We start from the raw sequence: 16,947 nt of genomic DNA, 5'->3' as shown, positions 1-16,947 counted from the left end.
GGAATATCTGTGATGACACAACGTAAAGGCATCATCCTGGCGGGTGGCTCCGGCACCCGGCTGTACCCCATCACCAAGGGCGTCAGCAAACAGCTGCTCCCGGTGTACGACAAGCCGATGATCTATTACCCGCTGAGCGTGCTGATGCTCGCGGGCATTCGGGACGTATTGATCATTAATACGCCGCATGAGCAGGCACTGTTTCAGTCGTTGCTGGGCGATGGCTCGCAGTGGGGAATGACTATTCAATACGCTGTTCAGCAAAGCCCCGATGGCTTGGCGCAAGCCTATCTGATCGGCCGGAATTTCGTAGCCGGCAAGCCAAGCTGTCTGGTCTTGGGCGACAATATTTTTCACGGACATGGTCTCACCGACACATTGCGCCGGGCGGATGCGCGTGCTCAAGGCGCAACCGTTTTTGGTTACTGGGTCAACGACCCGGAGCGCTACGGCGTCGCGGAGTTCGACAAGCGGGGCAAAGTAGTCAATATTGAGGAAAAGCCTGAAAATCCGCGCTCCAACTATGCGGTGACCGGGCTGTATTTTTATGACGGTAAGGCTAGTGACTATGCTGCCGAGTTGAAGCCGTCCCCGCGCGGTGAACTTGAAATTACTGATCTAAATAGGCGTTATCTGGAAGCAGGTGGTCTCAATCTGGAGCCCCTTGGTCGTGGCTATGCTTGGTTGGACACCGGAACGCATCAGTCGTTACACGAAGCAGCCAACTTCATCGAAACCATCCAGGCGCGACAAGGATTGCAGGTCTGCTGTCCTGAAGAGATTGCTTTTGGTCAGGGGTGGATTGATGCCGATCAATTGGAGCGCCTCGCTGCCCCACTACTGAAAAATGGCTACGGCCAATACCTTCACTCACTCGCCAAGCGCGGAGTTGTTTCTTGAAAGTGATTCAGACGCGTCTGCCAGGCTGCCTGGTCATTGAACCCGCGGTTTTCGGCGACGGGCGTGGATATTTCTTTGAGACATGGAATGCCGAGCGTTTCACAGAACGCGGGCTCCCTGTCCATTTCGTGCAAAGTAATGTATCGAGCTCATCTAGGGGGGTGCTTCGTGGGCTTCACTATCAGTGGCCACGTCCGCAGGGCAAGCTGGTCAGCGTTCTGGAGGGTGAGGTCTATGACGTAGCTGTCGATGTCAGACAGGGCTCCCCGAATTTTGGGCAATGGGTAGCTGCAGTGCTGAGCGCAGAAAACAAGAAGCAGTTCTGGATTCCGGAAGGCTTTGCGCATGGCTTTGCGGTGCTGTCCGAGCGCGCAGTGTTCAGCTATCTCTGTACCGACGTCTACGTCAAAGAAGCCGACGCAGGCGTGCGTTGGGACGATGCGGCGATTGGGATCGACTGGCCGATCAGCGATCCGTTGCTCTCGTCCAAGGACGCGGCTGCGCCGTTCCTCGCCGATGTGGCTGCCGATCGTCTGCCGGTCTTTACGCCGTGACGGCACTGGTCTTTGGGGGCAACGGGCAGGTAGGAGCTGAGCTGCTGCGTGCACTCGCGGCCAACGGCAAGGTAATCGCGACCACGCGCAGCGGTCAGCTGCCTGATGGCACTGCCTGCGAAGTGGCAGATTTCAATGCGCCCGACACACTGAGCGCGCTGCTTGATCGTTTGCAGCCGTCCTGCGTGGTCAATGCTGCTGCGTACACCGCGGTCGATCGTGCCGAGCAGGAGCGTGAGAACGCGCAGCGCGCCAATGCGCAGTCGCCCGCGGTGATTGCGGCATGGTGTGCCGCCAATACTGTGCCGCTGGTGCATTACTCCACCGACTACGTGTTCGATGGCCAGGGCACGGCGCCGTATCTCGAAGATGCGCCCACCGCGCCGTTGGGTGTCTACGGTGAGACCAAGCTGGCCGGCGAACAGGCCATCCGTGCATCGGGCGCACAGCATCTGATCCTGCGCACCGCATGGGTGTACGCCTCGCATGGCGCGAACTTTCTGCGCACGATGCTGCGTGTCGGTGCTGACCGCGACGAGCTGCGTGTGGTGGCCGATCAGGTCGGCACGCCGACCCCGGCGGCCTTGATCGCCGATGTCACCGCACAGCTGTTGCAGCAGCGCACGGCAGCCACCTCGGGCACCTGGCACCTGACCGCCGCCGGGCAGACCACCTGGCATGGCTTTGCCGAAGCGATCTTCGAAGAGGCAGTGGCTGCAGGATTGCTGGCGCGCGCGCCGCGCGTGGTGCCGATCACCACGGCCGAGTACCCGACGCCCGCGCAACGCCCGGCGTACTCGCGCCTGTCGATTGACAAACTGCAGCAGGACTTCGACATCGTGTTGCCCGAGTGGCGGGTTGGCTTGCAGCGGGTGATCGCCGAGCTGGTTGCCGCCAGGCACTAACGAGGCGATCCATTCGTTGTTAACGCTGGCAAATGCTTGCACGCGAAGTTGAAACAGCAAAGAGCCGGGAAATCCCGGCTCTTTGCGTATGCTATCCAGACACCTGTAACGCGCGATCAGGTGCGCCCGTAGGTGTCCTCGAAGCGCACGATATCGTCTTCGCCCAGATAGCTGCCAGACTGCACTTCAATCAATTCCAGCGGCAGGCGACCGGGGTTTTTCAGGCGATGGGTCACGCCCAGCGGGATGTAGGTACTCTGGTTCTCGGTCAACAGCAGCACTTCGTCGCCGCGGGTGACTTCGGCTGTCCCGCTCACCACGATCCAATGTTCGGCGCGGTGGTGGTGCATCTGCAGGCTGAGCGTGGCGCCCGGTTTGACGGTGATGCGCTTGACCTGAAAACGCTGGCCCATGTCGATGGAGTCGTAGGCGCCCCACGGACGGTAGACCTTGCGGTGCCAGGTTGCTTCCGAGCGGCCCGCCGCCTTGATCTGGCTGACGACTTCCTTGACCTCCTGGATGCGATCGCGATGACCGACCAGCACGGCGTCATCGGTTTCCACGACCACGACGTTCTCCAGGCCGACCATGGCGATCAGGCGCGAGCCGTACGCGTAGGTGTTCTGGCAGTCCAGCTGGATCACGTCGCCGTGATGCGCATTGCCCTGTGCATCCTGCTCGGACACTTCAAGCAGTGCCGACCACGAGCCCACGTCGTTCCAGCCGGCATCCAGCGGCACCACCACGGCATCGGAGGTCTTCTCCATTACCGCGTAGTCGATCGAATCCGACGGGCTGGCCGCGAATGCGTCCTTGTCCAGACGGGTGAAGTCGGCATCGCGCTTGGCGCTTTCCCAGGCCTTTTGGCAGGCATCGGCAATGGCCGGCTGGAACTTGCGCAGCTCCTCCAGATAACGCGAGGCGCGGAACAGGAACATACCGCTGTTCCAGTAGTACTCGCCGCTGGCCAGGTAGCCCTGAGCGGTCGCAAGGTCGGGCTTTTCGACAAAACGCTCAACTGCGCTCACGCCAGTGCCGGCGCCGGCCTTGATGTAGCCATAGCCGGTTTCCGGCGCGGTCGGCTTGATGCCGAACGTCACCAACTTGCCCTGTTCAGCGGCGGCCGCAGCGGCCGTCACCGCCACCTGGAAGGCGGCTTCATCGCGGATCACGTGGTCCGAGGGCAGCACCAACAGCAGCGGATCGCCACCATTGCGGGTGGCCTCCAGTGCAGCTACGGCGATGGCCGGGGCGGTATTGCGGCCCTTGGGCTCGAGCAGGATGGCCGACGGCTTCACGCCCAGCTGCTGCAGCTGCTCGGCCGCCATGAAACGGTGCTCTTCGTTGGCAACGATGATCGGTGCATGCGCAGCGACCGGGGCCGAACGCAGCCATGTGGCCTGCAACATGCTGTGTTCGCCGACCAGCGGCAGGAACTGCTTGGGATAGGCTTCGCGCGACAACGGCCACAGGCGTGTGCCGGAGCCGCCGGAAAGGATGATTGGAAGGACGTCGCTCATGGGCGGGGGAAACTCCAAAGTGCGTCTAAGGGGAGGGGAGGATGTTTCAACCGCGCAGCAGAGCAGAGATTTCCTGCGTACGCGTTTCCAGCAGTGCGGCATCGCCGCGCGTTTCCACGTTCAGACGCAGCAGCGGCTCGGTGTTGGAGCTGCGCAGGTTAAAGCGCCATTGCCCGAAGTCGGCGCTGATGCCGTCGGTGTAATCCAGCTCCGGTGACTGATCACCGTAATGCGCCATGACGCGTGCGACCGCAGCCTTGGCGTCGTCGACCTTGAAGTTGATCTCGCCGCTGCAGGGGAACTTCTGCATGCGCGCTTCGACCAGGTCCGCCAGCGAACGGCCCGATTGCGAGACCAGCTCGGCGATCAGCAGCCACGGAATCATGCCGGAGTCGGCGTAGGCGAATTCGCGAAAGTAATGGTGCGCGCTCATTTCGCCACCATAGACGGCGTTCTCGCTGCGCATTTTTTCCTTGATGAAGGCGTGGCCGCTCTTGCACAGCACCGGAATGCCGCCGGCGTCTTCCACCATCTCCACCGTGTTCCAGGTCAGGCGCGGGTCGTGCACGACCTTGCCGCCGGGCTGCTTGGCCAGGATGGCTTGCGCCAGCAGGCCGACCAGGTAGTAGCCCTCGATGAAGCGGCCGGTTTGATCGAAGAAGAAGCAGCGATCGAAGTCGCCGTCCCAGGCAATCCCGAAATCGGCGCCGTGTTCCTTGACCGCCTTGGCGGTGGCGTCGCGGTTTTCCGGCAGCAGCGGGTTGGGGATGCCGTTGGGGAAGTTGCCATCGGGCTCGTGGAAGACGCGCACGAATTCGAACGGCAGATGCGGTGCCAGCAGGTCGACGATCAGACCGGCGCCGCCGTTGCCGGCGTTCACCACCAGCTTGAGCGGCTTGAGCGTGCTGCGGTCCACGTAGCTGAGCAGGTGCTCCAGATACGCGGTCTTGTCGGTGCGGCTGTGCTCGGCAGCGGTGGGCTCGCCTGCGGCGGCAGTATCGGCCGCGACCGTGTCGCGGATGGCGAACAGGCCGGTATCGGAGCTGATCGGCCGCGCCTGCTCACGCACCAGTTTCATGCCGTTGTAGTCCATCGGGTTGTGGCTGGCGGTGACCATCACGCCGCCGGCGGCCTTGAGGTGATCGGTCTGGAAATAGACCTCCTCGGTGCCGCACAGGCCAATGTCGATCACCTCGCGGCCGCTGGCACGCAGGCCGGCAGACAGCGCCTCCTGCAGTGCCGGGCTCGCCAGGCGCACGTCGTGGCCCAGGACCACGGGCCCTTGATCCAGCTGCGCCGCCAGTGCCACGCCGATGCGGCGGGCCAAGTCCTCGTTGAGTTCATCCGGCACGCGGCCGCGAATATCGTAGGCCTTGAAGGCGGGTAGCGTCATGGGCAATTCCTCGGGTGGGGGACAGCCGAGTTTAGCGGCTGCGCCGTGTCTTGGGTGTGGCTGAATTGCGACCGAGGACAGGGAACAGTCAGCGGCTAGAATGCCCGCTTCGCATCAGCGAGGTGAGGGCGGTGATGAACCAAGTTGCAAGGGGGGCGGGCGCCAAGCGCTATGCCGATGCCAAGGCGGCGCTGGCCGGCGTGGTGGCCGATGGACAAACGTTGGCGGTTGGCGGCTTCGGGCTGTGCGGCATTCCGGAAGCCTTGATCGCTGCGCTGCGCGACAGCGCGGTGAGCGGCCTGACGGTGATTTCGAACAATGCGGGCGTGGATGGCTTCGGCCTGGGCCAATTGCTGGCGACCCGCCAGATCCGCAAGATGATTTCGTCCTATGTGGGCGAGAACAAGGAATTCGAACGCCAATATCTGGCCGGCGAACTCGAGCTTGAATTCAACCCGCAGGGCACGCTGGCCGAGCGCCTGCGTGCGGGCGGTGCGGGCATTCCCGCGTTCTACACCGCCACCGGCTACGGCACCATCGTGGCCGAAGGCAAGGAAACGCGCGAGTTCGATGGCAAGCATTACGTGCTGGAAACCGCGTTGCAGGCCGACGTTGCGCTGATCAAGGCGTGGCGCTCCGACACCGCCGGCAACCTGGTGTTCCGCAAGACCGCGCGCAATTTCAATCCGGCCTGTGCCATGGCCGGGCGCGTCTGCATCGCCGAGGTGGAAGAGATTGTCGAGCTCGGTGCGATCGATCCGGATCAGGTGCACCTGCCCGGCATTTATATCGACCGCCTGGTACTCAACGCCACTCCGGAAAAACGCATCGAACAGCGCACCGTGCGCCAGGGAGACAAGTAATGGCCTGGACCCGCGATCAGATGGCGGCACGCGCCGCGCGCGAACTCACCGACGGCGCCTACGTCAACCTGGGCATCGGCCTGCCCACGCTGGTGGCCAACCACATTCCCGACGGCGTGGACGTGTGGCTGCAATCGGAAAACGGCTTGCTCGGCATCGGCCCGTTTCCCGGCGAAGACGAAGTGGACGCGGACCTCATCAATGCCGGCAAACAGACCGTGACCGCACGCGCGGGTGCCAGCTATTTCGGTAGCCACGATTCGTTCGCGATGATCCGCGGTGGACACATCGACCTGGCAATCCTCGGCGCGATGCAGGTCACCGACCGCGGCGACCTTGCCAACTGGATGGTGCCGGGCAAGATGGTCAAGGGCATGGGCGGCGCGATGGACCTGGTGGCCGGCGTCAAGCGCGTGGTCGTGCTGATGGAACACGTGGCCAAGGACGGCACGCACAAGATCCTGCCGCAATGCGACCTGCCGCTGACCGGCGTGGGCGTGGTCGATCGCATCATCACCGACCTGGCGGTGTTCGACGTCACCGCTGATGGGTTGATGCTGGTGGAGCGTGCCGAGGGTGTGGAGCTGGAGGCGTTACGCGCAAAGACGGGCGTGACTTTTACGACTGTCACCGAAGAGCGGGACTAGTTCTGACTGCAGTGCTGTAACCAGCGAGTGCGAGTGAATGCGAGCCCGCATGCGCTCGCTGGTTTTCGTTAGTTAGCGCCGAATAATCAAGACCAATTGTTTTCACTCCGCACTTGATTTGGTGGCACAGGAGGAAGTGCTTTATGAAGAACGGTCAATGCAGCCTCCGTGCTGAAGTAATTTTGGATATTGCACATGCCATTAGCGGATAGTTTCCGCCATAACTGGTCATCAGTGTGTAAATCAATAAGGGCCTGGGCAAATTGATGGGGCGTATCCGCCACCAAAACATCATGTCTGTCAGTAAGATGCATGCCTTCTGCTGCAATTGATGTTGCTACAACCGGCAGTCCGTGGCTCATTGCGCTGTTGATCTTGCCTTTCACTCCTGCTCCTGCACGCAGTGGGGCCAACGCAACTAAAGATGATTCCATCAATGCGCGCAAGGAGGGTACTCGACCATGTAGATGGACATTCTTGAGTTCTAAGTGAGATATCACGTCGCGGGGTATGTCTCCCACCAAGTGCAGTATCGTTTCGGGAAGGAATCTATGGATTTCAGGCAGTATTTCTTTCAATAGCCAGAATACCGCGTCCCGATTCGGGGAGTGACCAAATCCGCCTACAAACAATAAGCCTTGCCTCTGCTCATAAGGCGTTTTGCAGCCTTGTACTTCGTGGATATTGGACAAAATGTGGATTTCTGCCGTTGGAACGATATCGCTCAGTAGCTCTTTTTCAGAACCGCTGACAACCAAAACGCGGTCAGCCGCTTGTGTGAATTTGAGTTCCTGCCGGCGCGAAAGACGTGCTAACCGCATAAGTTTTCTACTCTTTTGAATCCGTGCTTCTCGTTCCAGTCGCAAGAAGTGCAGATCCACCGTGTCAAAGATGCGCGCCGCATTCGGTGCGGACTCAGAGATCAGCTGCCAATTTGCCTCCGCTACCTCGTGCCGAGAAAAAATCACGGCGCGGAGCTGGGACGAATGCCGCTTCAGCCATGCTGGAAGGGAAGGCATCCCGCCTGTACCAATGACATCCACATTCATTTCACGTAACAGGCCAATTTCAGCGTTGGTGGAGTTGCCACTGTTGGGAAAGAAAGCAACTTCGTGTCCCAAAGATCGCATGAGCGAGAGCATGCCGAGCATACGTACAGAACCGGAGTCGCGCGCAGGGTCGGGCATCATCGCGTCCAGGACAAGGATGGTGGCATGAGCGGCGATTGAGTGACCAGGCGTAGAGCAAGTCGGTAGATCGTGCCCTGTTCTTGAAGAGATCGTGGAACGGATGCGCTCCCGCACAACGCGCAAAGTGTCACCTAAGCCTCTAGTGGAAAGACTTTTGAAAGCACCACTCAACGTACGCAAAAGCCGCCTGGCTTTCCAACCAAAGAGTGCCGGTAGGAAGAAGCTCACAGGTTCTGGTAGTTCGGCCCAGAACCACCCTCCGGGGTGACCCAGTTGATGATTTCGTAGGGATCCTTGATGTCGCAGGTCTTGCAGTGCACGCAGTTGGCGGCGTTGATCTGCAGGCGCTTGCCGGAGGGGCTGGTGGTGTCTGCGACCATTTCGTAGACGTTGGCCGGGCAGAAGCGGGTGCAGGGGTTGTTGTATTCCTCCACGCAGCGGGTGGCGCAGATGCTGGTGTCGAGCACCTGCAGATGCACCGGTTGGTCTTCATCGTGTTCGGTGGCGGCGAAGTAGACCGCCTGCAGCCGATCGCGTGGGGCGAGCTCGCGCTGGACGTAGTCGCGTTTGGGCTGTTCGTACTCGCCGAGTTTGTGCATGGCCGACCAATCCGGCTTGTTTCTCAGTGTCCACGGCGAGGCGCCCTTGAGCGCGGTTTCCCAGGCGGCATTGAGCATGCCCAGCCACAGTCCCTTCTTGAAGCCGGGCTTGATGTTGCGCACCTGTTTGAGTTCGGCCATGGCATCGGAGGCGCGCAGTTTGGCATCGAAGCCCTGTGGGACCAGTTGCGATTGCACCAGGTGCTCGGCGGCCAGCATGCCGCTGCGGATCGCCTGATGGGTGCCCTTGATCTTGGGCACGTTGAGCAGGCCGGCGGTGTCGCCGATCAGCAGTGCACCGGGCATTTCCACCTTGGGCAGCGATTGCCAGCCGCCGGTGACGATGGCGCGCGCGCCGGCCGACAGGATGCTGCCGCCTTCCAGCAGGGGCTTGATCAGCGCGTGGTTCTTCCATTGCTGGAAAGCCTCCCACGGCTGGTAGTTAGGGTCGCTGTAGTCCAGCCCGCTGACGTAGCCCAGCGCGATCTGGTTGTTGTCCAGGTGATACAGGAAGCTGCCGCCATAGGTGCGGTTGTCGGCCGGCCAGCCGAGCGTGTGCACGATCTTGCCGGGGCTGACGCGGCCCTCGGGCACCTGCCACAGTTCCTTGATGCCGATCGAATAGCCCTGCGGGTCGACATCGGCAGTCAGGTCGAAGCGCTTGAGCAGGCGCTTGGTGAGATGGCCACGTGCGCCTTCGGCCAGCACGGTGACCTTGGCGCGGATGTCGATACCGGCGGTGTAGCCGGGCTTGTGCGACCCATCCTTGGCCACGCCCATGTCGCCGATGCGCACGCCCACCACCTGGCCGCTGTCGTCGTGCAGGGTTTCGGCGGCGGCAAAGCCGGGGTAGATCTCCACGCCCAGGGCTTCGGCCTGCGGGGCGAGCCAGGCGCACATGGCGCCCAGGCTGACGATGAAGTTGCCGTGGTTGCGCATGCCTGGCGGCACCACCGGGAATTTGCGCGCGCTGTCCTTGCCGAGAAACCAGAATTCGTCCTCGGTGGCGGCCACGCAGATCGGCGGCGGGTGATCGCGCCAGCCCGGCAGCAAGGCATCCAGCGGGCCGGGTTCGATCACCGCGCCGGAGAGGATGTGCGCACCGATGGTGCTGGATTTTTCGATCACGCACACGCTCAACTCGGGGTTGAGCTGTTTGAGCCGGATCGCGAACGACAGCCCGGCCGGACCGGCACCGACGGTGACGACGTCGTACTCCATCACGTCGCGCTCGACCGTCTCTGACGCTTGCGCGCCGATTCCCGCTTCCGACATTGCTCCGCTCCCGTTGGCTCGATGGCTGGGGTGCATTTTCCGGGATTGCATGTGATGGCGGCAAATCGCGTTGATTCATCCGCCGCTGCCGGTGCGCCCGGACACGCGCATGCTAGCGTTTGCGCATGAACATACGCGTTGCACTGCCAGGAGCTCAGGTCCACTGGTGTCGCGGCTGGTTGCAGGCCGCGCACGCCGATGCGCTGATGCAGGCGCTGCTGGACCAGGTGCAGTGGGAGGTCCATCGCATCCGTATGTTCGGGCGGGTGGTGGATTCGCCGCGTCTGAGCAGCTGGATCGGCGATGCGGATGCCAGCTATCGCTACTCGGGCACGCAGTTTGCGCCGCAGCCGTGGCTGGAGGCGCTGCAGCCAGTGCGTACGCGTCTGCAGGATGAAACCGGTCGCGCGTTCAACAGCGTGCTGGTCAACCGCTACCGCAGCGGAGCCGACGCGATGGGCTGGCATAGCGATGACGAGCCGGAGCTGGGCGCGCAACCGGTGATCGCATCGCTAAGCCTGGGTGCGGCGCGGCGGTTTGCCTTCAAGCATCGGCACGATCCAACGCTGAAGCAGACCCTGGAACTCGGCCATGGCGATTTGTTGCTGATGGGTGGCGATACCCAGCGCCATTACAAACATGCCTTGCCGCGCACCGTAAAACCGGTCGGCGAGCGCATCAATTTGACCTTTCGCCAGATTGCGATGCGCGTGTCCTAGCGATAGGAGCGGCTCACGAAACATGGCGAGCGGTCGCCTGGCGGTGAGCGCAGTGGTTTCGTTGGCTGCATCTTGTTGGATGCAGTCAGAAGCCGGGTCAAACGCTGGGTCGGTCGAGGCCACGGTGCCCTCAACGCTCGCGGGACACGCCGCAAGTACGTCCATGTGGGCTCGGTGGCGGCATCCATGCCGCCACACGGTCCCGCAAGCGGCGAGGACACTGCACCAGAGAGTTTGCTGGCTGCTTTACTGAAAACCATGCGTGCCGACCATCTCGACAGGTCCTTGCCCGCTCACCGTCGCGGGACCTTACGCGGGTACAAGGACGTACTTGCAGCGTGTCCGCGATGGTGAGCGGGCAAGGGGCCCTGCAGCAAACTCACAGCGTCGAGGGCGCGGTGCCCTCACCGCTTGCGGGACACGCCGTCAACCCGTCCCTGGGGGCTCGGTGGCGGCATCCATGCCGCCACACGGTCCCGCAATCGGCGAGGACACCGCACCAGACAGTTTGCTGGCTGTTTTACTGAACGCCATGCACACGACCATCTCGACGGGTCCTTGCCCGCCCACCGTCGCGGGACCTTACGCGGCATGGATGCCGCGTAAGAGCCTATACAGGGACGTACTTGCGGCGTGTCCCGCGATGGTGGGCGGGTAAGGGCCCTGCAGCCAGACCGCAGCTCAGCCGCTCTGCGGCAGCCCTTGGGCCGGCGCGGACGGCATGTGCCACTCGTGTGCACTCTGGTTCCCACGCACAGTCCGCACCCACCTAACGACTGCTCGCTAGGTAGTGCTAGCCGTCCCAAGTCTGTCGCTTGCGCTTACAACGCACGCGGCAAGGTCTGGCTGTCCTGCTGCCCGGTGATCAAGGTCCAGCCGACCAGCTCGGTGGTGACCTGGGTCAGGGCCTGCTCGAACGCGGCCGCGACCGCAGCGGTGTCGGTGCTGCTTGAGGGGCGGGCCACGGTGAACGTACGCGATGCCACCACGCGCTGATCGGAGGAATGCAGCAGCTTGGCGTTGAGTTCGATGGTGGCAGCCGGCAGCGACTGGCCGGCATAGTCGGACTCGAAGCGGCGCACATCGATCGCCAGCTTGTAGTCCGAGCGGATCCCGGCGCCGATGCGCGCAACCGCGGCGATCTTGCCGGAGTCTTCGAAGGCGCGGACCACGCTGTCTTCCAGCATGTCGGTGGCCGGCTGGGCCCAGCCAGCGCCGTGATAGACCTGCAATTCGCCGGGAGTCGGCCGCACATTGATGCGCGGGCTGTCGATGATGCGCGCGGCGCTGGGCTTGGCCACCGAGAGCTGCCAGCTGACCTGCGGCCACGCCGGATTGGGTGTGACGCGCACGGTGGGGGCATAGATCGTGGCCGGTTTCTGGTCGCCACCGGTCAGGACCGAGCAGCCGCCCAGCGCCAGCAACGAGACGCACAGCAGGGGACGCAACAGGCGCATGGCAGTCATTTCGGTTCGAACTCCTTGGGTGCGTCGCGGCCGAGCAGGTAGCGCGCAGGGTTGTTGTCCAGTTTGTCGCTGACCCGGCGCAGATCGCGGATCAGGCCGCGCAACTCGGTGAGCGTGGGGCCCAGCTGGCCGAGGCCGTCATTGGCAAAACTATTGATGGCCGCGCGGTTCTCGCCAAGGATGTTGTCAGCGTTGCCGGCGGCCGAGTCCAGCTTGACCAGGGTCGCGTCGAGTTTTTCCAGGATGCCGGGCAGCTGCTGCACCAGGTTCTGGTCCAGCCGCTTGATCGTGCCGTTAGTGGTGGTCAGGGTGGTGTCCAGATTGCGCGCGGCATCGCGCGCGCTGACGATCAGCGCCTGCATGCCTTCGTCGCGATCGGCGATGCCGCCGCTGATCTTTTCCAGGTTCTGCAGCGTGGCGGTGATGCTGGCCACGTTCTTGTCCGAGAGCATCTGGTCCATGCGCTCGACGATGCGGTTGGCGGTGTCGGTAATGTTCTGCAGCGCCGACGGTGTGGTCTGGATGATCGGCGCGTCGCTCTTGTCGATGGTGGTCAGCGACGGCGCTTCGGGCGTGCCGCCGGAGAGCTGGATGATCGACGGGCCGGTCAGGCTGGTGATGGCCAGCTTGGCGCGGGTGTCGCTCTTGATCGGCGTGGTGGAGTTCACCCGCACATGCGCCACGACTTGGCGCGGGTCGTTCGGCGCCAGCGTCAGCTCGGTGATCGAGCCCACCGCGATGCCGTTGTACTGCACCGGGCTGCCGACTGACAGGCCAGTCACCGCCTCGCGGAACACCACCCGGTACTGCTGCCAGGTACGGTCGGAGGAGTATTTGGCGGCCCACAGCCCGAACAGCAGCAAGGCCAGGCCGGCCACGATGGTGAAGGCGCCGATCAGGACGTAATTGGCTTTGGTTTCCATGCTCAGGCGGTCTCGGTGGAGGCGGTCTTGGCCTGGCGCGCGGCACGCGCACGGGGGCCGTGAAAATATTCCTGGATCCAGGGGTGATCGACTTGTTCGATCTCGGCCAGCGGGGCGTTGGCGATCACCTTGCGATCGGCCAGCACCGCGATGCGGTCGCAGATGGCGTACAGCGTATCCAGGTCGTGGGTGATCAGGAACACGGTCAGGCCCAGGGCCTGCTGCAATGTGCGGATCAGCCGGTCGAAGGCGGCCGCGCCGATTGGATCCAGCCCAGCGGTGGGCTCGTCCAGGAATAGTAGCGGCGGGTCCAGTGCCAGCGCCCGCGCCAACCCGGCGCGCTTGCGCATGCCGCCGGACAATTGCGAGGGCAGCTTGTCCAGCGCGTCGGCGGGCAGGCCGGCCAGCTTGATCTTCAACAGCGCCAGTTCGAAATACCAGCGCTCGGGAAATTCGCCGTGATGCTCCTTCAGCGGCACCTGCACGTTCTCACCGACGGTCATCGACGAAAACAGCGCGCCGTCCTGGAACAGCACGCCGGTGTTGCGGGTGATGTGCTGGCGATCGACGAAACGGCCCGAGCGCGCATCCGCGCCCAGCACCTGGATGCTTCCGGCATCGGGTTCGCGCAGGCCCAGGATGCTGCGCATCAACACCGACTTGCCGGTGCCCGAGCCGCCGACCACGCCCAGGATCTCGCCGCGGCGCACGTCCAGGTCGAGCTCTTCGTGGACGACCTGACTACCGAATCGGTTGGTCAGACCGCGCACCGAGATCGCCAGCTGGTCGTCGTCGGTTTCGGGTTCGGGAGTGGTGATTTGGGATTCGGGATGGGTCACAGCAGGCCTCTCGCGAGCGCGGAGACGCCCGCGCGTGTGCTTTGCACGAATCCCGAATCCCCAATGTCGAATCTCGGCCTCATCACCACCCCATCTTCATGAACCACAACGCCGCAATCGCGTCGAGGATGATGACCAAGGAAATCGTCTGCACCACCGAAGAAGTGGTGCGTTCGCCCACCGACTGCGCGGTGCCGCTCACCTTCAAACCCTCCAGGCAGCCGATCAGGCCGATCACCAGCGCAAACAGCGGCGCCTTCGACAGGCCGACCAGGAAGTGCCGCAGCTGGATGGTGTCGTGCATGCGTGCCAGATACATCTGCGGCGGAATGTCCAGATCGAACGCGCCCACGGTCACGCCACCGGCCAGGCCGGCGATCATCGCGATGAAGGTCAGCAGCGGCAAGGTGAAGATCAGCGCGAGCAGGCGCGGGATCACCAGCAGATCGATCGGGTCCAGGCCCAGGGTGCGGATGGCATCCACTTCCTCGCGCGATTTCATCGCGCCGATCTGCGCGGTGAACGCGCTGGCGGTGCGGCCGGCCAAGACAATGGCGGTGAGTAGTACGGCAAATTCGCGCAGGAACGCGATCGACACCAGTTCCACCACATAGATCTCCGCGCCGAAGTCGCGCAGGATCGTCGAGCCCAAAAACGCGATCACCGCGCCCACCAGATACGACAGCAGCACCACCAGCGGCACCGCATCCAGCCCCACCTGTTCCATGTGGTGCACGGTGGAGGTGAGCCGGAAGCGGCGCGGCTCGTGGATCAGTCGCGCGATCTTGACCAGGTTCTCGCCCAGGAAGCTGTTGAGCTCCAGGATGCCTTGGCCCACGCCGTGGGTGGTGCGGCCCAGGCGATCCAGTGCGGCGACAAAGCCGTAATCGCGCTTGGGCTTGGGGCGCTCGTCGTTGAGTTCCTCGATGGTGCACACCAGTGCCTGGTGCTCGTCGCGGAAATCGATGGCGTCTTCTTTCAGGCCCATGCGGCTGGCAAAGCGCAGCAGCTGCAGCACGCCGGCCGAATCCAGTTGCTGGATGCCACGCGCGTCGATGCGGCGCACCCCGTCGGGAACGGCTTGCAGCAGCTCGGCCTGGGGCAGGGCGGTGGCCAGGACCCAACTGCCGGCGAGGCGTACCTCGGCATGGTCCTGCGAGTCTTGTTCGATGCGTGGCGGTTGCGGTTTGATCATTGGCGGCCTGTCCGTGGCGTCAGCATACAGTGGCTGGCGTGAGCGAATGATGGGGAGTGACTGCGCGCATGGCGACAGCCACCGGCGATGGCGACCACGGGCCACGCGTGCTGCGCATACACTGGCGTCCTCGCCCAGGCGCCGCTTCGATCCGACCCGCCACGCATGTCTGCTGCCACCGTTGTTCCATCGTCCGCCGGCGCAACCTACGCGCAACGTGTCGCCTTCGTGTCGGAAATCGCCGGGCGCCTGCATTCCTATGGCACCACCGCGCAGCGGCTGGAGGCGGCGGTGATCGGCCTGTCGCAGAAACTGGGGCTGGATTGCGAGCCCTGGTCCAATCCCACCGGCATCATCCTGAGCTTCAGCGACCCGACCAAGTCGATCGGCTCCAGCGACATCACCCGCGTGATCCGCCTGGCGCCGGGCGAGAACGACCTCTACAAACTCAGCGTCGCCGACTACGTGGCCGACAGCGTCGCCAACGGGCGCATGAGTATTGCCCAGGGGCACACGGCCCTGCGCCGTCTCGACCGCGAAACGGACCGGCGCGGCAAGGCCCTGCAGGTGCTGGCGTTCGGCCTGGCCGCGGCCGGGGTGGCCGGGCTGTGGAAGCTGCCGTGGCTGGACATCGCCACCGCCGGGGTGATCGGTATGTCGATCGGGCTGCTCACCCAGTACACCGACAAGCGCCCGGCCACCAAGGAGGCCGGCGAAGCACTGGCCGGGCTGCTGGCCGGCGTGGTCGCTGCGCTGGTGGCGTCGCTGGTCGGCCCGCTCAATCTCAATACAGTGATCATTGCCTCGCTGGTGGTGCTGCTGCCCGGTATGTCGCTGACCAATGCGTTCAACGAGTTGGCCAGCCAGCATTGGGTGTCGGGCACGGCGCGCCTGGCCGGTGCGGTCACCACGGTGCTCAAGCTCACCGTGGGCGCGGTGATTGCGGTGACGTTGACCCAGTTGGTGGGCTTGAACCCGCAGGTGGCGGCAGTGCGCCCACAGGCCGGCTGGGTGGAATGGGCCTCGCTGCTGGTGGCCGCGTATGCGTTCGCGGTGCTGTTCAAGGCCAATCGCCGCGATTATCTGTGGATCATGGCGGCGGCCATGTCCGGGTATGTCATTGCGCGTTATGCCGGGCATGCCTGGGGTGGGCCGGCCGGCGTGTTCGCCTCGGCGATGGCATTGACCGCCGCTGGCAATCTGTTTGGACGCGTGGTGCAAAAACCCGGTGCGCTGATCCGGTTGCCGGGCATCATCATGCTGGTGCCCGGTAGCACCAGTTTGCGCGGGTTTTTGACCCTGGTGCAGCAGCAGGATGTCACCGTCGGCCAAGCCGCGCTATTGGCGGTCACCAATATCGTGATGGCTTTGGTGGCCGGATTGCTGTTTGGCAATCTGTTGATCCCGGCCCGCAAGAATTTATGACAGGCCCGAACGGCGCCAATAAAAAACGCCGGCAGTGCCGGCGTTTCTTTATTGGCGTTGAATCACGCAGCCTTGGCTTTCTTGGTCGCGCGCTTGGTGGCAGTTTTGCGCGTGGCCTTCTTGGCGGTGGCCTTCTTTGCCGGCTTTGCGCCGCCGTCCTTCTTGATCAGGAAGTCTTCGACCTTCTTGCCAGCAGCGGTCAATTCAGCCAGCCAGCGCGGCTGCTTGCCACGGCCGGTCCAGGTTTCCTGGGCATTGGCGGGGTTGCGGTATTTCGGTGCAACCTTGCCCAGCTTGCGTCCGGCACGCGGACCCGGCTTGCCGGCGGCGGCCGGACGGCCCGGGCCGGCACTGGCGGCAGCGCCGAACAATTCTTCAATGGAATAACCCTGGGCTTTCGCGGCGCGGGTCAATTGGGTCCGCACCTTGGCAATCGGCGCGCGCTTGGCGACCACCGTCTGCTGCTTCTTTGCATTCTTGATCAGTGCGCCCAACTGCTTGGCCGACAGGCCGGTGAGATCGATCGACATCACT

General features: G+C 63.4%; 16 protein-coding genes and 1 other RNA gene. 8 read left to right on the top strand and 9 right to left on the bottom strand.

The window, feature by feature from the left end:
• Positions 1-12: 12 nt before the first annotated feature.
• From rfbA to rfbD, 3 genes are read left to right on the top strand one after another with little or no spacing between them, the layout of a single operon-like run.
• Complete coding sequence (gene rfbA / locus QRM89_RS01525) at positions 13-900, top strand: glucose-1-phosphate thymidylyltransferase RfbA (protein ID WP_115003896.1); 888 nt, start codon at positions 13-15, stop codon at positions 898-900.
• Positions 897-1,454 (top strand): dTDP-4-dehydrorhamnose 3,5-epimerase, encoded by a 558-nt coding sequence (gene rfbC, locus QRM89_RS01520; protein WP_115003897.1) that lies wholly within the window; start codon positions 897-899, stop codon positions 1,452-1,454. The genes rfbA and rfbC overlap by 4 nt, the downstream gene beginning before the upstream one ends.
• Positions 1,451-2,359 (top strand): dTDP-4-dehydrorhamnose reductase, encoded by a 909-nt coding sequence (gene rfbD / locus QRM89_RS01515; protein WP_285447123.1) that lies wholly within the window; start codon positions 1,451-1,453, stop codon positions 2,357-2,359. Before rfbC ends, rfbD begins: the two co-directional genes overlap by 4 nt.
• A gap of 116 nt (positions 2,360-2,475) precedes the next feature.
• On the opposite strand, the gene QRM89_RS01510 is transcribed toward rfbD, so the two are convergent.
• Both QRM89_RS01510 and QRM89_RS01505 read right to left on the bottom strand, forming a co-directional pair.
• On the bottom strand, positions 2,476-3,879 hold the full coding sequence (locus QRM89_RS01510; RefSeq protein WP_115576459.1) for a mannose-1-phosphate guanylyltransferase/mannose-6-phosphate isomerase: 1,404 nt from the start codon (positions 3,877-3,879) through the stop codon (positions 2,476-2,478).
• A 46-nt stretch (positions 3,880-3,925) separates the two neighbouring features.
• Positions 3,926-5,272, bottom strand: coding sequence for a phosphomannomutase (locus QRM89_RS01505; RefSeq protein ID WP_285447122.1), 1,347 nt, complete (start codon positions 5,270-5,272; stop codon positions 3,926-3,928).
• 134 nt (positions 5,273-5,406) lie between these two features.
• On the opposite strand from QRM89_RS01505, the gene QRM89_RS01500 reads away from it, so the two are divergent.
• Positions 5,407-6,135: a CoA transferase subunit A gene (locus QRM89_RS01500; protein ID WP_285447121.1), complete on the top strand. Its 729-nt coding sequence runs from the start codon at positions 5,407-5,409 to the stop codon at positions 6,133-6,135.
• Positions 6,135-6,782 (top strand): CoA transferase subunit B, encoded by a 648-nt coding sequence (locus QRM89_RS01495; protein ID WP_115003900.1) that lies wholly within the window; start codon positions 6,135-6,137, stop codon positions 6,780-6,782. The genes QRM89_RS01500 and QRM89_RS01495 overlap by 1 nt, the downstream gene beginning before the upstream one ends.
• An 86-nt stretch (positions 6,783-6,868) precedes the next feature.
• Here QRM89_RS01495 and QRM89_RS01490 read toward each other — a convergent pair whose 3' ends face one another.
• Together QRM89_RS01490 and QRM89_RS01485 are read right to left on the bottom strand one after the other, a co-directional pair.
• The gene (locus QRM89_RS01490; RefSeq protein ID WP_285447120.1) at positions 6,869-7,969 is read right to left on the bottom strand and encodes a glycosyltransferase; all 1,101 of its coding nucleotides are present in this window, start codon (positions 7,967-7,969) and stop codon (positions 6,869-6,871) included.
• A 227-nt stretch (positions 7,970-8,196) separates the two neighbouring features.
• Positions 8,197-9,846, bottom strand: coding sequence for an electron transfer flavoprotein-ubiquinone oxidoreductase (locus QRM89_RS01485; protein WP_285447119.1), 1,650 nt, complete (start codon positions 9,844-9,846; stop codon positions 8,197-8,199).
• Positions 9,847-9,971: 125 nt separating this feature from the next.
• Between QRM89_RS01485 and QRM89_RS01480 the strand changes: the two genes are divergently transcribed.
• Together QRM89_RS01480 and QRM89_RS01475 are read left to right on the top strand one after the other, a co-directional pair.
• Positions 9,972-10,565 carry an alpha-ketoglutarate-dependent dioxygenase AlkB gene (locus tag QRM89_RS01480; protein ID WP_285447118.1) on the top strand — a complete coding sequence of 198 codons (594 nt, stop codon included), beginning with the start codon at positions 9,972-9,974 and terminating at the stop codon, positions 10,563-10,565.
• Between the two features lie 721 nt (positions 10,566-11,286).
• Positions 11,287-11,364: non-coding RNA, sX9 sRNA (locus tag QRM89_RS01475), on the top strand.
• 22 nt (positions 11,365-11,386) lie between these two features.
• Here the strand turns inward: QRM89_RS01475 and QRM89_RS01470 are convergent.
• From QRM89_RS01470 to QRM89_RS01455, 4 genes are all read right to left on the bottom strand, one after another.
• A complete protein-coding gene (locus QRM89_RS01470; protein WP_076036445.1) occupies positions 11,387-12,031 on the bottom strand; it encodes an ABC-type transport auxiliary lipoprotein family protein in 645 nt (214 codons plus the stop codon).
• Entirely contained in the window at positions 12,028-12,954 is a 927-nt protein-coding gene (locus QRM89_RS01465) for an MlaD family protein (protein ID WP_011035876.1), read from the bottom strand. Before QRM89_RS01465 ends, QRM89_RS01470 begins: the two co-directional genes overlap by 4 nt.
• Positions 12,955-12,956: 2 nt before the next feature.
• Positions 12,957-13,793, bottom strand: a complete 837-nt coding sequence (locus QRM89_RS01460; RefSeq protein ID WP_115572465.1) for an ABC transporter ATP-binding protein — start codon at positions 13,791-13,793, stop codon at positions 12,957-12,959.
• 82 nt (positions 13,794-13,875) lie between these two features.
• Positions 13,876-14,988: an ABC transporter permease gene (locus QRM89_RS01455; RefSeq protein ID WP_042596444.1), complete on the bottom strand. Its 1,113-nt coding sequence runs from the start codon at positions 14,986-14,988 to the stop codon at positions 13,876-13,878.
• A gap of 165 nt (positions 14,989-15,153) precedes the next feature.
• Between QRM89_RS01455 and QRM89_RS01450 the strand changes: the two genes are divergently transcribed.
• Complete coding sequence (locus QRM89_RS01450; RefSeq protein ID WP_042596442.1) at positions 15,154-16,413, top strand: threonine/serine exporter family protein; 1,260 nt, start codon at positions 15,154-15,156, stop codon at positions 16,411-16,413.
• A 62-nt stretch (positions 16,414-16,475) separates the two neighbouring features.
• Here QRM89_RS01450 and QRM89_RS01445 read toward each other — a convergent pair whose 3' ends face one another.
• The gene (locus QRM89_RS01445) at positions 16,476-16,943 is read right to left on the bottom strand and encodes an H-NS family nucleoid-associated regulatory protein (RefSeq protein WP_011035880.1); all 468 of its coding nucleotides are present in this window, start codon (positions 16,941-16,943) and stop codon (positions 16,476-16,478) included.
• Between the last annotated feature and the right edge of the window lie 4 nt (positions 16,944-16,947).

It is taken from the genome of Xanthomonas sp. LMC-A-07 (assembly GCF_030208825.1).
Taxonomy (GTDB): domain Bacteria; phylum Pseudomonadota; class Gammaproteobacteria; order Xanthomonadales; family Xanthomonadaceae; genus Xanthomonas; species Xanthomonas campestris.
Note: the sequence above shows the minus strand (reverse complement) of the source record. Positions and strands in the feature narration are given on the sequence as shown.

What these genes read in the sequence shown, in the direction of transcription:
- QRM89_RS01495 (WP_115003900.1), top strand. Translation starts at nt 6,135, where the DNA reads ATGGCCTGGACCCGCGATCAGATGGCGGCACGCGCCGCGCGCGAACTC.
- rfbA (WP_115003896.1), top strand. Translation starts at nt 13, where the DNA reads ATGACACAACGTAAAGGCATCATCCTGGCGGGTGGCTCCGGCACCCGG.
- QRM89_RS01445 (WP_011035880.1), bottom strand. Translation starts at nt 16,943, where the DNA reads ATGTCGATCGATCTCACCGGCCTGTCGGCCAAGCAGTTGGGCGCACTG.
- QRM89_RS01505 (WP_285447122.1), bottom strand. Translation starts at nt 5,272, where the DNA reads ATGACGCTACCCGCCTTCAAGGCCTACGATATTCGCGGCCGCGTGCCG.
- QRM89_RS01480 (WP_285447118.1), top strand. Translation starts at nt 9,972, where the DNA reads ATGAACATACGCGTTGCACTGCCAGGAGCTCAGGTCCACTGGTGTCGC.
- QRM89_RS01455 (WP_042596444.1), bottom strand. Translation starts at nt 14,988, where the DNA reads ATGATCAAACCGCAACCGCCACGCATCGAACAAGACTCGCAGGACCAT.
- QRM89_RS01465 (WP_011035876.1), bottom strand. Translation starts at nt 12,954, where the DNA reads ATGGAAACCAAAGCCAATTACGTCCTGATCGGCGCCTTCACCATCGTG.
- QRM89_RS01500 (WP_285447121.1), top strand. Translation starts at nt 5,407, where the DNA reads ATGAACCAAGTTGCAAGGGGGGCGGGCGCCAAGCGCTATGCCGATGCC.
- QRM89_RS01470 (WP_076036445.1), bottom strand. Translation starts at nt 12,031, where the DNA reads ATGACTGCCATGCGCCTGTTGCGTCCCCTGCTGTGCGTCTCGTTGCTG.
- QRM89_RS01490 (WP_285447120.1), bottom strand. Translation starts at nt 7,969, where the DNA reads ATGCCCGACCCTGCGCGCGACTCCGGTTCTGTACGTATGCTCGGCATG.
- QRM89_RS01485 (WP_285447119.1), bottom strand. Translation starts at nt 9,846, where the DNA reads ATGTCGGAAGCGGGAATCGGCGCGCAAGCGTCAGAGACGGTCGAGCGC.
- QRM89_RS01510 (WP_115576459.1), bottom strand. Translation starts at nt 3,879, where the DNA reads ATGAGCGACGTCCTTCCAATCATCCTTTCCGGCGGCTCCGGCACACGC.
- QRM89_RS01450 (WP_042596442.1), top strand. Translation starts at nt 15,154, where the DNA reads ATGTCTGCTGCCACCGTTGTTCCATCGTCCGCCGGCGCAACCTACGCG.